This is a genomic window from Streptomyces bottropensis ATCC 25435, assembly GCF_000383595.1.
In the GTDB taxonomy this organism is placed as follows: Bacteria; Actinomycetota; Actinomycetes; order Streptomycetales; family Streptomycetaceae; genus Streptomyces; species Streptomyces bottropensis.
Map to the genome: position 1 here is coordinate 6,356,521 of NZ_KB911581.1, position 13,899 is coordinate 6,370,419.

At 72.9% G+C, this 13,899-nt stretch carries 11 protein-coding genes; 8 read left to right on the forward strand and 3 right to left on the reverse strand.

Annotated features, from left to right (window positions below; translation table 11 throughout):
• The first annotated feature begins 84 nt into the window (after nt 1-84).
• The 5 genes from STRBO_RS43550 (at nt 85) to pcaDC (ending at nt 4,294) form a co-directional block, all read left to right on the forward strand.
• Nucleotides 85-246 (forward strand): hypothetical protein, encoded by a 162-nt coding sequence (locus STRBO_RS43550; protein ID WP_020115199.1) that lies wholly within the window; start codon nt 85-87, stop codon nt 244-246.
• 111 nt (nt 247-357) lie between these two features.
• Nucleotides 358-1,131: a protocatechuate 3,4-dioxygenase subunit beta gene (pcaH, locus tag STRBO_RS0128380; protein ID WP_005484701.1), complete on the forward strand. Its 774-nt coding sequence runs from the start codon at nt 358-360 to the stop codon at nt 1,129-1,131.
• Between the two features lie 6 nt (nt 1,132-1,137).
• Nucleotides 1,138-1,743, forward strand: coding sequence for a protocatechuate 3,4-dioxygenase subunit alpha (pcaG, locus tag STRBO_RS0128385; protein WP_005484703.1), 606 nt, complete (start codon nt 1,138-1,140; stop codon nt 1,741-1,743).
• Nucleotides 1,740-3,176: a class-II fumarase/aspartase family protein gene (locus STRBO_RS0128390; protein WP_005484707.1), complete on the forward strand. Its 1,437-nt coding sequence runs from the start codon at nt 1,740-1,742 to the stop codon at nt 3,174-3,176. Before pcaG ends, STRBO_RS0128390 begins: the two co-directional genes overlap by 4 nt.
• Complete coding sequence (pcaDC, locus tag STRBO_RS0128395; RefSeq protein ID WP_005484710.1) at nt 3,173-4,294, forward strand: bifunctional 3-oxoadipate enol-lactonase/4-carboxymuconolactone decarboxylase PcaDC; 1,122 nt, start codon at nt 3,173-3,175, stop codon at nt 4,292-4,294. The genes STRBO_RS0128390 and pcaDC overlap by 4 nt, the downstream gene beginning before the upstream one ends.
• Nucleotides 4,295-4,331: 37 nt before the next feature.
• Here the strand turns inward: pcaDC and STRBO_RS0128400 are convergent, their stop codons facing one another.
• Nucleotides 4,332-7,004, reverse strand: coding sequence for an ATP-binding protein (locus tag STRBO_RS0128400; RefSeq protein ID WP_005484712.1), 2,673 nt, complete (start codon nt 7,002-7,004; stop codon nt 4,332-4,334).
• 683 nt (nt 7,005-7,687) lie between these two features.
• Between STRBO_RS0128400 and STRBO_RS0128405 the strand changes: the two genes are divergently transcribed.
• Complete coding sequence (locus STRBO_RS0128405) at nt 7,688-8,749, forward strand: DUF2510 domain-containing protein (RefSeq protein ID WP_078531603.1); 1,062 nt, start codon at nt 7,688-7,690, stop codon at nt 8,747-8,749.
• A 195-nt stretch (nt 8,750-8,944) separates the two neighbouring features.
• On the opposite strand, the gene STRBO_RS0128410 is transcribed toward STRBO_RS0128405, so the two are convergent.
• Entirely contained in the window at nt 8,945-9,559 is a 615-nt protein-coding gene (locus tag STRBO_RS0128410; RefSeq protein ID WP_005484714.1) for a TetR-like C-terminal domain-containing protein, read from the reverse strand.
• Between the two features lie 230 nt (nt 9,560-9,789).
• Here STRBO_RS0128410 and STRBO_RS0128415 point away from each other — a divergent pair, with 230 nt between their 5' ends.
• Entirely contained in the window at nt 9,790-10,590 is an 801-nt protein-coding gene (locus STRBO_RS0128415; RefSeq protein WP_020115200.1) for a phosphatase PAP2 family protein, read from the forward strand.
• Complete coding sequence (locus STRBO_RS0128420) at nt 10,587-11,546, forward strand: DMT family protein (RefSeq protein ID WP_005484716.1); 960 nt, start codon at nt 10,587-10,589, stop codon at nt 11,544-11,546. The genes STRBO_RS0128415 and STRBO_RS0128420 overlap by 4 nt, the downstream gene beginning before the upstream one ends.
• 113 nt (nt 11,547-11,659) lie before the next feature.
• Here STRBO_RS0128420 and STRBO_RS0128425 read toward each other — a convergent pair whose 3' ends face one another.
• Complete coding sequence (locus tag STRBO_RS0128425; protein WP_005484717.1) at nt 11,660-13,711, reverse strand: phosphocholine-specific phospholipase C; 2,052 nt, start codon at nt 13,709-13,711, stop codon at nt 11,660-11,662.
• Nucleotides 13,712-13,899: the final 188 nt, after the last annotated feature.

Consider the following 13,899-nt stretch of genomic DNA (forward strand, 5'->3'; position numbering starts at 1 on the left):
GGCAGCGTGAACGAAACTTCACCTAAATGCTCAGTGCCCTGATGAACTGGTTCACCGGGGGCGCGGACGAGAGGGGCCCCGCGGATGGACATGGTGGTCGCCACCGCCCCGGAGGCGGTGGCCGATGTGCCGGACGGCGTGACACGCGCCGTCGCCCCCGGCCATCCGCCGGACGCCTCCGGTGCGGGGCCGGCCGGGACGGTCTCCCTCGTTCCGGAGCGTCGACGCTCCGCTGCGGCGACGTGAGAAGACCGCGGACCGCAGGCGGGACCGGTCGCGCGGCTCCACGCGCCCCTGACGGGCGCGACATCGACCTTCACCCTTCGACATGAACGTCAGGAACCCCAGGGACAGCCCATGACCCTCACCCAGCACGACATCGACCAAGAGATCGCCGCGGAACACGCCGCCTACGCCAAGCGCGTCGCCGACGGCGCGCCCGTGGAGCATCAGCCGCGCCGGGACTACGCCCCCTACCGGTCCTCGGTGCTGCGGCACCCGAAGCAGCCGCCCGTCGGGATCGACGTCACCCAGGACCCGGAGCTGGTGGAGCTGTCCTCCCCCGCCTTCGGGGAGCGGGACATCACCGAGATCGACAACGACCTCACCCGGCAGCACGACGGCGAGCCGATCGGTGAGCGCATCACCGTCTCCGGCCGGCTCCTCGACCGCGCCGGGCGCCCGCTGCGCGGCCAGCTGGTCGAGATCTGGCAGTCCAACTCGGCCGGCCGCTACGCCCACCAGCGCGAACAGCACGACGCCCCGCTGGACCCGAACTTCACGGGTGTCGGCCGCACGCTGACGGACGACGACGGTCACTACCACTTCACGACGATCCAGCCGGGCCCGTACCCGTGGCGCCAGCACCTCAACGCCTGGCGGCCGGCCCACATCCACTTCTCGATCTTCGGCTCGGCGTTCACCCAGCGGCTCGTGACGCAGATGTACTTCCCGAGCGACCCACTGTTCCCCTACGACCCGATCATCCAGTCGGTGACGGACGACGCGGCCCGGCAACGGCTGGTCGCGACCTACGACCACAGCCTGTCCGTGCCGGAGTTCTCGATGGGCTACGCCTGGGACATCGTGCTCGACGGCCCGCAGGCCACCTGGATCGAAGAAGGACGCTGACCCGCCATGACGAAGATCGACACCAGCCGCCCGGAGACGGTGCTCCCGACGCCGTCCCACACGGTCGGCCCGTTCTACGGCCACGCCCTGCCCTTCCCCGGCGGCGGCGACATCGCCCCCGTCGGCCACCCCGACACGATCGCGCTCCAGGGCTACGTCCTCGACGGCGAGGGCAACCCGCTGCCGGACGCCTTTCTGGAGCTGTGGGGCCCCGATCCGGACGGCGACCTCTCCCGGATCGACGGCTCCATGCGGCGCGACCAGGCCAGCGGTGGCTTCCTCGGCCGCAACGGCGTGGAGTTCACCGGCTGGGGCCGCGTCCAGACCGACGCCAACGGCCACTGGACGGCCCGGACGCTGCGACCCGGCGCACGCGGGCGCAACGCGCCGTACCTCAGCGTGTGCGTCTTCGCGCGCGGCCTGCTGGTCCACCTGTTCACCCGGATCTACCTGCCGGGCGACGAGGCGGCGCTGAGCGCCGACCCGCTGCTTACCCGGGTGGACGAGGCGCGCCGGGGCACGCTGATCGCCGAGAAGCAGGGCAACGGCACCTACCGTTTCGACATCCGCCTTCAGGGCGAAGGCGAAACGGTCTTCCTGGAGTTCCAGTGACTTCTGCCGATGCCGACACCGGTCTGCTCGCCCCCGGGTGGACCGGTTCCCCGGCCGCGTCCTCGACCGGCGACACCGCCTACCTGCGGGCACTGCTCGACGCCGAGGCCGCGCTGACCCGCGCCCAGGCCGCGCTGGGGCTGGTCCCCGCAGCGGCCGGCCCCGCGGTGACCTCGGCAGCGGACACCGCCGCCTTCGACGTGACCGCCCTCGCGGAGCGGGCCCGCAGCGGCGGCAACCCGGTGATCCCGCTGGTCGCGGACCTCACCGAGGCGGTGGGCGACGCGTACGGCCCGTACGTCCACCGGGGCGCGACCAGCCAGGACATCATGGACACCGCCGCGATGCTGGTCGCCGCCCGCACCCTCGACCTGGTCCTGGCCGACCTCGGCCGTACGGAGTCCGCGCTGGCCGCCCTCGCCGCCGCGCACCGGGACACCGCGATGCCGGGCCGCACCCTCACCCAGCACGCCGTGCCCACGACCTTCGGGCTGAAGGCGGCGGGCTGGCGCTCCCTGGTCCTGGACGCCCGGGACCGGCTCGCGGTCGTACGGGCGAGCCTGCCCGCCCAACTCGGGGGCGCGGCGGGCACCTTGGCGGCCTTCACCGTCTTCCGGGCGACCGGCGCCGAGAACGGGGCCGATGCCGGGGCCGACAGTGAGGCCGCGGCCGAGGGTGACAGCGGGGCCGCCTCGGCGGGCTCCCCGGCCCCGTCGGACACCCAGGTCGACACGCGCGCACTCGTCGCCGCGTATGCCCGCGAACTCGGCCTGCGTGAGCCGGAGTTGCCCTGGCACACCCTGCGCACCCCGATCGCGGACCTCGCCGGGGCACTGGCCTTCGCCGCGGGTGCCCTCGGCAAGATCGCGGCGGATGTGCTCACCCTGGCCCGTACGGAGATCGCGGAGGTCGCCGAGGGCAGCGGGGGCGGCTCGTCGGCGATGCCGCACAAGGCGAACCCCGTACGGTCCACGCTGATCGCGGCGGCGGCCCGGCGGGCGCCCCAGCTGGCGGCGACACTGTACGGCGCGCCGGTCGCCGAGGACGAGCGGCCGGCCGGGGCGTGGCACGCCGAGTGGGAGCCGTTGCGTGACCTGCTGCGGCTGGTCGGGGGCGCGGCGCGGGACGCGGTGGACCTCGTACGGGGACTGCGGGTGAACGCCGGCGTGATGCGCGCCCACCTGGACCTCACCCACGGCCTGATCGTCTCCGAGCGGCTGGCGGCCGAGCTGGCTCCGGTGCTGGGCAGGGCCCGTGCCAAGGAACTGCTGACGCGGGTGGCCCGGCGGGTCCACACCGAGGGCCGCCCACTGGCCGAACTCCTGGCCGAGGAACCGGAGTTGCGGGGCCTCGACCTGACCGAACTCACCGACCCCACGCACTACACCGGCTCCGCCGGAGATCTCACCGACCGTGCCCTGGAGCGACGTTGACCGACTCGATGCTCAACCACCGCGCGGAGGGTCCGACTTCCGCTCCCCCGCTGCTGCTCGGCCCCTCCCTCGGCACCTCGACCAGGCTGTGGGACAAGGTGGCTCCCGAACTGTCGATCACGCACCGGGTGATCCGCTGGGACCTGCCGGGGCACGGCGACTCCCCCGCCGGCCTGCTCGCTCCGGGGGCGACTGTCGGTGACCTCGCCGCGCTGGTGCTGGCCCTGGCGGACACGCTGGGCGTCGAACGGTTCGCGTACGCGGGGGTGTCCCTGGGCGGCGCGGTCGGTCTGCACCTGGCCGCGCACCACCCGCAGCGCGTCTCGTCCCTCGCCGTGATCTGCTCCTCGGCCCACTTCAACGGGGCCCGGCCGTGGCGGGAACGGGCGGAGCTGGTGCGCCGGGAGGGGCTGGCGGGGCTCGCGGAGACCGCCGACGCGCGCTGGTTCACGCCCGGCTTCACCGTGCCGGAGCTGGTCGACGACCACCGCGCCGCCGACCCGGAGGCGTACGCCGCCTGCTGCGACGCGCTCGCCTCGTTCGACATCCGCGAGGACCTGCCGGACATCTCCGCGCCCACGCTCCTCGTCGCCGGCCGGCAGGACCCGGCGACGCCGCCCGCGCATCTGCGGGAGATCGCCGACGCGGTGCCGGGAGCCTCGCTCGCGGAGATCCCCGGCGCGTCCCATCTCGCTCCCGCCGAGCGCCCGGAAGCCGTCCTGGCCGCGCTGCGCGGGCACTTCGACGGATACGCGAAACGCGGTATGGAGGTGCGCCGCCAGGTCCTCGGCGACACGCACGTCGACGGCGCCCAGTCCCGGCAGACTCCCTTCACGGCCCGCTTCCAGGACTTCATCTCCCGCTACGCCTGGGGCGAGATCTGGACCGACCCCACCCTGTCCCACCGCGAGCGCAGCCTGATCACCCTGACCGCCCTGGTGGCCCACGGCCACTACGACGAACTGGCCATGCACATCCGAGCCGCCCGCCGTAACGGCCTCACCCCGGAGGAGATCGGCGCCGTCCTCCTCCAGACGGCCGTGTACTGCGGGGTGCCTGCGGCGAACTCGGCGTTCGCCACGGCTCAGCGGGTGCTGGCGGAGGAGGAGCGGGGCTGACCGGCCTGCCCGGAGCCAGGGCGGTGGCGGCCGCGCACTAGCCGAGCCGCTCGATCGCCTCCCGTGCCTGCCGGGCCAGGCCGTCCGCGCCGCAGGACTCGGCCAGGGTCAGCCCCCGGTTGAGTTCGGACACCGAGCGGATGGCAGTGCCGTACTCGACGCGGGCCGCGGCGTGTTCGTAACAGGCGGGCGAGGCAGCCAGGTAGGTGACTGCCTGGGTGTAGAGGGAGACCGCGGTCCGGCCGGTGGCGAGAGCCGCCTCGACGCGGAGTGCCTCACCGATGGCCGTGTCCGTGCCGAAGCGTTCGGCACGGCGGCGGACGGTCGCGGCGAGTTCGGCGGCGCGGCGCGGGTCCTCGGTGGCGAGGGCCCGGGCGAGGGCTCCGCCCCACGTGGCCGAGACGGGGTTGAAGTGGCCCCGGGCGGCCGTCGCCTTCTCGGCTGCCTCCAGTTCGTTGATGCCGTCCTTGGTGCGGCCGACGGCGAGGAGCAGCCGCCCCCGTACGGAGCGCGGTTCGGGCAGGACGATGGTGGACGGGTACGGCGGGGCGAAGTTGTACTGCTCGGCGACCTGCCAGGCCTCCTCGACGTGACCGCGGACGAGGAGCGTGTCGACGAGGTTGCAGGTCGTGCTCCAGTACAGGGGCAGTCCGCGACCGACCCGCTCGGCGAGCACCAGCGACTTGCGCAGGGAGGCTTCCGCGTCCTTGAGGCGGCCCCGCATACGGTGTCCGAGCCCGACATAGGCATGGGCCAGGGCCAGATGGCCGCCGCTCCATCCGTCGGACTCGTAGGTGCGCAGCGCCTCCGTGTACAGGCTCTCCGCGCGGTCGAGCCGGTCGGCGTAGGCGTACGCGGTGGCCAGCATCAGCAAAAGTTCGATGCCCCACTCGGAGTCGGTCCAGCCGAGTCCGGGCGCGAGGCGGCCGTTGACGAGCGCGCGGTCGCACAGTTCGACCACCTCTTCGGCGTTCTCGCCTCGTGTCATGGCGTCGAAGCCGCGCAGGATGAGCAGCGCCCGCTCGGAGTTGTCGCGGCCCGTACAGGTCGCGGCAATTGCGGCGAGCTCCTGGGAGTGCGTGGGAGGAAGCTCCTCGCCGGCGTGGACGCCCTCCCACATGTACCGCGCGGCCTGGAGCCGCATCCGCGCCGGTCCCGGCTCCAGTCGGGCGATCTCCGCGTCGACCGTACGGACGGCTTCGTCCAACTGGTCGCTGTGCACCAGTACCTGGGACAGGCGGAAGACCGCGTCGACGCGTTCGGTGCTGTCGAGTCCCGGTTCGGCGAGTGCCGAGCGGAGGTAGGCGACGGTGGTGGCGGGCGAGGTGAGCAGCGTGGCGCAGCCCAGTTCGTAGAGCACCTGGACCCGGACGTCCGGCAGGGGCGGCTCCTTCAGGGCTCGCTCAAGACAGCGGCGGGCGGCGTCCGGAGCACCCACGGCCAGGTGTTCCGTCGCGGCGGCCCGCAGTTGCTCGACCAGATCGGCCTCGCCGTCCGGATGGACTTCGATGAGGTGGCGGGAGGCCGCCGCGGCACCGCGTCCGGACTCGGTGACGGCTGTCGCGGCGACGCCGTGGAACGCGGTCCGGATGCCGGGCGGGATCGAGTCGTAGACAGCGGTGGCGATCAGCGGATGCACGAACTCCAGGTCTCCGTCGTCCACCTGACGGTTGGCCGGATCGGGCTCGGTGAGTATGCGGGCGGAGGTCAGCAGCTCGGCGCACAGCTTCGCCTTGGACCGGGGCAGGCTGGCGAGGCGCGCCACGATGTCCACGGTGATGCCGGTGTGGAGGATGGCCGCCGCCCAGGCGAAACGGGTGGCCTCGACCCCGAGTTCCTCGAGTCGGGCGACGAGCCCGTGGCCCCGCGCGGAGCGGTTCAGGGCGCGCAGTTCGGCGGCCGAGTCCTCGACCGGTTCCAGTCCGCTGTCCTTCACCTTGGCGAGGAGCTCCACGGTGTTGTACGCGTTGCCGCCGGTGACCGCCCACACCTCGCGGCAGAAGGGATCGTCGGCGTGCAGGCCGACCGTGGCACGGGTGAGCCCGGCGGTGGCTCCGGGGGTCAGTGCGCTGAGGGTGGTGACCGGCCGGGCCTTGGCGGCGATCCGGGCGAGGTGCTCGGCCCGCTCGCCGGAGGCCTCGCCGGGCCGGTAGGCCACCACGACCAGTACGCACATCTCGGTCAGGCGGTCGGCCAGGGCGGACAGCCACTGCAGGGTCTCCTGGTCGGCCCAGTGGAGGTCGTCGATCAGCAGGACGAGCGGCCACGCACGGCGCACGAGCCGGTTCACGGCGGCAACCAGGCCGTCGCACACCCCCTGCGGGTCGGCCTGACGCGCGGCCGGTTCCGCCAGGCCCAGTGCGGGTCCCGCGATGTCGTACCAGTCGCCCAGGTACTCGCGGGTCTCCTCTTCCATCAGTCCGAGCAGTCCGGGCTGAAGCAACTGGCGTACGACGTTGAAGGGGACGGACGTGATGGTCTCGCCGCCGCGTGCGTACCAGGCCGTGCAGCCCCGCTCCTCGGCGATCCTGCGGGCCTCGGTGAGGAGGGCGGTCTTGCCGACACCGGCCTCGCCGTTGAAGACCAGGACGCCACCGGGAGAAGCCTGGTCGACGCGCAGTTCGTCGATCGCCTCCTTGATGGCGGTGATCTCCGCGTCGCGCTCCCACAGGGAGGCCGAGGCTGCCGCGTCGGACCGCGCCTCCGTCATCCCGCTACCTCCCCAGGTCGCCCGAACGATGCACAGGTCATTGAGCGTAGCCCTCTGCATGGCGAAGTGGAGGCGGGTCCGGGCACGTATTGCCGAGTCGGGTGACATCGGGCGGCCGACGGACGACGCATCCGGCCGCCCACCTGTGGCGTTGAAGGTGATCGAAAGTCAACTGCCCGTGCTCAGAGGCTTATTTTCCCGGTTCCTCGAAGTAGGTGGGTCCGCACTCCTGTCGGAGACGGAACGGCCGCATCCGCCCCAGTCCGCCCCACCCCCCACCCCGTGCCGGCGTGGCCGGCGCGCAGGCCCTGCTCGCGGGCTCGGTGGGGCGGCAGGCTCGGCGACCGGGTGGGACGCCGCCCGGTGCTGATCCTGGTGATCACCCCGAAGACCGTGGCGACGACGTCACGGTGGCGCCGGAGCTGCTGGGCTGTGCCGGGGGTCGCCGCGCTGCGGTCTCCCTCCTGCCCTCCGCGGAGCTGGAGTCGTGGGGAGGGCGGCTGCCGTTCCGATCGGGGACGCCACTGCCCGATCGTGCAGTTGGCGTCCAAATCATCTGGTTAGTGAAGGAAACAGGCGATCAGTGCGGGAATTGGCCGACCGGGGCAGGAAATCGGCCCGCGGGCGCGCCGATAGGCGTCCCCTCTCATCCGGTTTTCACTCCGGCCTCATACGGTTGCACCATGACGCAGGCAACTCCTCCCGGCTGGTACCCCGACCCCGGCCAGACAAGTGACGCGCCCGCCACCGAGCGCTGGTGGGACGGCAAGGCGTGGACGGACCAGATCCGGCCCGTGGGCTCGGCCGCGGGGTTCGGGCCTCCGGCCTATTCGCCAGGTGGCGGGCCGTACCCGCCGGGTGCGGGACCGTACCCGGCGGCGGCCGGCTCCTACCCGTCGGCGGCCGGGGGGTACCCGGGGTATCCCGGGTACCCGGCGCCCGCCCCCCGGCGGGGCCTCCGTATCGGGATAGCCGTCGCCGTGGCGGCCGCGGTGCTGGTCAGCATCGGAGTGGGGGTGTACGCGCTGGCCGGCGACGACGGTGGCAGCGAGGGCAGTACGACGTCCCAGGGCTCCGGCGGGCAGAACGGCCGGGGCGACGACGGCGGCGGTGACGACGGCGGCCGGGGCGGACCCGGTGGGTCCGGCGGGTCGGACGGCCGGACCCCCGGGCCGGACGGCTCCGGGCAGCCCCCGCAGGTCGAGGACGGGTACGCCACCGACACGACCAGCGGCATCAGCCTCCCCGTGCCCGAGGGCTGGCTCGGCGGGCCCCTGCAGTCCGGTGCGCAGGTGACGACGGAGGCGTCGTACAAGTGCCCGGCCGACGCCACCAAGACCTGCACCCGCGGCGGCGCCTACTCCTCGCCCGCCGAACTGCTGAAACTGAAGGCCACCACGGCCGAGGCGGCGGCCAAGGAGGACATCTCCCAGGCCGCCGAGGACGCCTACGGCACCGAGGGCTACGGGAAGATCACCTCCCACCAGGAGCTGGCGTCCAAGGCGGTGACCGTGGCCGGCGAGAAGGGGTACTACGTCCGCTGGAAGGTGGTCACGGGCAAGGGCGACGACGGCTATGTCGAGTCGCTGGCCTTCCCCTCCCCGGCCGACTCCGCCCGGCTCGTCGTGGTCCGCTTCGGCGTGGACGTGAGCGACAAGGCACCCAAGCAGTCGGTCATCGACGAGATCACCAAGGGCATCAAGAAGGCGTCGATCAGCGGGGGCGGCAGCGGTCAGGGCGTGTGATTCTTCGCACCCCCACGCCCACCCCCGCACCCACCCCGTGCCACGCTCCGTCCGCCGGGCGGAGAAGGCGGCCGGGCGGGGTTCCTCTCCGCTCCAGAGGAACCCCACCCGGCCGGGGTGCGCGCCGCCCCCGTCCCCACGGTGCGGCGCGATCAGGTCGTCGTCCGGATCGGTGCCAGGACGGCGGCCTGAGTCTCAGGCGAGGCCGAGCGTGGGCAGCACGGCGGCCTCCATGAACTTGATGATGTACGTCTCGTCCGCCTCCTGGCCGTCCAGGACCGGGCGTGCCCGCAGGACGCCGAAGATCTGCGCCGGGACGAACTCCAGCGCCGGATGGTCCGCGGCGACCTCGCCCCGGGCCACCCCCCGGGCGATCATCGTGCGGAGCGCGTCGATCTCCGGCTCCACCAGCGCGTCCCGCAGGGCGGTCCGCAACTCGTCGTCCTGCACGGCGGCGTGGCCGAGCGCCTGGAACAGCCGCCCCTCCAGCACATAGCCCGCTCCCGCGTGCCGGGCGACCTCGCGCAGGTCGCCCGCGAGGGTGCCGGTGTCGATCCCGGCGAAGCGGACACTGCGGCGCGCGCGCAGCGCGGCCGCCACGAACTGCGGCTTCGTTCTCCACTGGCGGTAGAGCGTCGACTTGCTGCACCGCGTGGTCGCGGCGACGCCCTCCATGGTCACCGAGTCGTAGCCGCACTCGCGGACCTGTTCGAGCACAGCGTCGAAGAACTCCTGCTCACGCTCGGGTGTGAGTTTGGAGCGGCGCGAGGCTACGGCCGTCTCCGGCCCCTCCGCTGCCTGCGACGTCATGACTCGTGTCTCCTTCGGTCGTCCCCAGCCGAAAGGCCTGTCGATACGCCACTGTACCGGAACGCCGACGTATCGGTACAGTGCCGTATCGATACCCATCCGTTTCGGTACAGTGGCGTATCGGTACACTCTCGTATCGGTACTTACGCGTATCGGTACCACCGCGTATCGATCGTCCGTACCGCCAGGAGAAGCCAGCGCCACCGGCGCCGTCAGGGAAAGGGCCGGGGATGGAATGCCACACCGAGCCTGTGGAGGAGCGGGCCGCCGCGACAGCGCGTCCGCCGCTCGTCCGTGAGTTCCTGCTCGTCGCAGGGCTCTTCCTCGTCTACAAGTTCGGCCGGACGCTGGCCGACGGCCACACCGCCGAGGCCTACCGCAACGCCCACCTCATGTGGGACTGGGAACGGCTCCTGCGTCTACCGGACGAGGGCTCCGTCCAGTCCGCGCTGCTGCACGGCGACACGCTGGTCCACCTGGCGAACGTCTACTACGCGACCGTCCACTTCCCGGCCACCGTGGCCTTCCTGGTCTGGCTGTACCTGCGGCGGCCCGCGCACTACGTCTGGGCGCGCCGGATCCTCACCGCCCTCACCGCCGCCGCCCTGCTGCTCCACCTCACGTTTCCGCTGGCCCCGCCGCGACTGCTGGACGTCGCCGGTCTCGTGGACACCGGACAGGTGTACGGGCCGACGGTCTACTCGGCGGCGCCTACGACCGATTCCCTGGCGAACCAGTTCGCGGCGATGCCCTCGCTGCACTTCGGCTGGGCGCTGATGGTGGCGATCGGCCTGATCGCCGCGACCCGCTCCCGGTGGCGCGTTCTGTGGCTGCTGCACCCGCTGGTGACCCTGGTCGTCATAGTCGGCACCGCCAACCACTACTGGCTGGACGCGATCGTGGCGGGCACCTTGCTGGCCGCCGCCCTCGCCGTGATCCCCCTGCCGCACCGGACGGTCACCACCGCCGGGCAGCACTCAAAGTCCCTCGCTCCGGTCGAGGAGCCCGTCCTGGTGGGAGCGGGCCGATGAACGCCACCCTGGTCGCCGTCGCCCTGTCCCTCGTCTCGGCCGTCGCCTACGCGGCCGCCGCCGTGGCGCAGGAGAGGCTCGCCTCCCGGGGCGCCGCCACGGGCGTCGGGCGGATGCTCGCCAGCGGTGCCTGGTGGGCCTCGGTGGCGCTCAACGCGGGCGCCGCGCTGCTGCACGTCGTGGCCCTCAAGTACGGCCCCCTCACCGTGGTCCAGCCCCTGGGCGCGCTCACCCTCGTGGCGGCGGTGCCGCTCGGGGCCCGGCTGGCCGGACGCCGGGTCACCGCGACGGAGTGGCGCGGCACGGCCCTCACGCTGGCGGGACTCGCCGCGATCCTGATCGCCGCGTCCGGGCCCGCCCCCGACGACGTGCTGAGCGTCCCGGAGGCCGTCGCCGTGGCCGGCGCGACCGCCGCCCTCATCGGCTTCCTCTCCCGTCCGGGCACCAGGCCCGGACTGCGCCACGCCGGCGCGTCCGGCATGGCTTCGGGCGTCGCCTCGGCGCTCACCCAGACCGTCACGGTCGCCGCCACCGACCGCTCCGGCTCCCTCCTCGACGCCGAGGTCGTCGTGGTGGCCCTCCTGGTCGCCACGTTCGCGGTCGGCGGCCTGCTGCTGTCCCAGACGGCGTACCGAGGGGGTCTGGGCGGGCCCCTCGCGGTCGTGACCCTGGCGAACCCCCTGGCCGCCGCCATGATCGGCCTCACCCTCCTCGGCGAGGGCCTGCGGGGCGGCGTCGCCGGGGTGTCGCTCGCCGTCGCGGGAGCGGCACTCGCGGCGCGGGGCGTGGTGCTGCTGACCCGGGTGACCGGGCAGGCCGAGGTCCGGCCGACGGACCCCGCGCCCGTGGACGAGGACCACCCGGTCGCGGCCGTACTGGCCCTGGAACCCCACCGCGCCCCGGCGGAACCGTCCCTGCTCCCCCGCACGGTGCCCGGGCACCTCACTCCCCTCTGAAGCGGACGGGGAGGAGGCGCCCCGGCGACCACCGACACACCAGCGCACACCGAGACACCGGCACCCACCGGCGACCACCGGCGCCGCCCGGGAGCTACCGGGCGGCGCCCCGCCTACCGCCGCCCCAGCGCCGGATCACTCACCCCGGCCCGGCCGTTCTCCACGTGCCCGGCGAACCTCCGCAGGAAGCCCCCGTCGGCGGTGACGGTCAGGTCGTACCAGCGGCGGCTCGACGCCAGGTCGAAGACCTCGCGGACTCGCGCCCCGGCCCGCACCCTGACCGAGCGGGACCGGCCGCCGTAGGCGCTCGCGACCTTCAGGGTCACGGTGCCGGCGCCCTTGTTGGTGAAGGTCAGCTCCACGTCGTCGCCGGTGTGCCGGGCGGTCACCTCCGGCCCGGCCTTCCCCGCCTCCCCCGGTCCCGCGAAGGCCCGCAGGAAGCCGTTGGGGCCGTGCACGGTCAGGTCGTACGAGCCGCCGGAGTACGCGGAGTTCCATGTGTCCGACACGGTCTTGCCCGCCTCGGTGGTGTACGTCCACGGTCCGTCCGTACGGTTCCCGGAGGTGACGAGGAAGGCCGCTCCCGCCCTGCCGCCGGAGGCGAAGGTGAGCGTGAGGGTCCCGGCCTTGGGGTCGACCGCGCCGTCCACCCTGGGCGCGTACTTCAGCGGCCGGGCCGGGCGCACCCCGCGCTCCTGCCTCGGCATGCTGGGGTCGCCCGGCACGGCCGGCTTGTAGTCGGGGTGCCGCTCGCGGTCCTGCGGCTCGTACTCGTCGGTGTCCGGCAGCGCGGCGGGCCGGCTGTCCTTGCGGGAGAAGTCGAACGCGGCGGTGAGGTCACCGCAGATAGCCCGCCGCCACGGCGAGATGTTCGGCTCCCGCACCCCGAACCGGCGCTCCATGAACCGCAGGATCGAGGTGTGGTCGAGGGTCTCCGAGCAGACCCAACCGCCCTTGCTCCAGGGGGAGACGACCAGCATCGGCACGCGCGGTCCGAGCCCGTACGGACCGGCGACATGGTTCGCGCCGCCCGCGAAGAGGTCCGGGCCGACGTCGACCGTCGACCTGCCGCGGGAGGCGTCGCGCGGCGGGAGCGGCGGCACGAGGTGGTCGAAGAACCCGTCGTTCTCGTCGTAGGTGATGAACAGGGCCGTCTTCGCCCAGACCGCCGGGTTGGAGGTCAGCGCGTCGAGGACCTGGGAGATGTACCAGGCGCCGTAGTTCGAGGGCCAGTTGGAGTGCTCGGAGAACGCCTCGGGCGCGGCGATCCAGGAGATCTGCGGCAGCCTGCCCGCCTTCACGTCGGCCCTCAGCCGGTCGAAGTAGCCGTCGCCGGCCTTGGCGTTCGTCCCGGTGCGGGCCTTGTCGTACCAGGGGTCACCGGGCTTGGCGTTGCGGTACTTGTTGAAGTAGAGCAGCGAGTTGTCGCCGTAGTTGCCCCGGTAGGCGTCCGCTATCCAGCCCCAGGAGCCGGCCGCGTCCAGGCCGTCACCGATGTCCTGGTAGACCTTCCACGAGACACCGGCCGCTTCGAGCCGCTCGGGGTAGGTGGTCCAGTCGTAGCCGACCTCGTCGTTGCCGAGGACGGGGCCGCCGCCCTTGCCGTCGTTGCCCGTGTACCCCGTCCACATGTAGTAGCGGTTGGGGTCGGTCGAGCCGATGAACGAGCAGTGGTAGGCGTCGCAGACGGTGAAGGTGTCGGCGAGGGCGTAGTGGAACGGGATGTCCTCACGGGTCAGGTACGCCATCGTCGTGGTGCCCTTGGCCGGCACCCACCTGTCGTACTTGCCGCCGTTGTAGGCGGCGTGCCCGTCCGGCCAGCTGTGCGGCAGGCCCTCCAGGAACTGCATGCCGAGGTCGTCGGCCTCGGGGTGGAAGGGCAGGACGTCCTTCGTGCCGTCCGACTGGTGCCAGACCGACCTGCCGTTGTCCAGCGTCACCGGATGGGGGTCGCCGAAGCCCCGTACGCCTCTGAGGGCGCCGAAGTAGTGGTCGAAGGACCGGTTCTCCTGCATGAGGACGACGATGTGCTCGACGTCCTCGATCGTGCCGGAGCGGTGGTGCGCGGGCAGTGCCGCGGCCCGCTGGATGCTGGCCGACAGTGCGCTGAACGCCGTTGTGGCGCCCGCTACCTGGAGGAATCGCCGCCGGTTGACTTCAGGCATGGGTGGATGACCTCTTGTCCTGACGTGGTGCGTCGGATGTGACCTGCGCGCAAGGAATGGTCCAAGAGGAACCAACACCGGGGAAGGGCCCGTGGCGCGGGTGTGACGCGGGGAGGGCCGCCGTGCGAACAGCGGCGGGCGGGCGGCCCTCCTTCGGGCAAAGCCGGGTGCGGCGGGCTTCCGTCTGA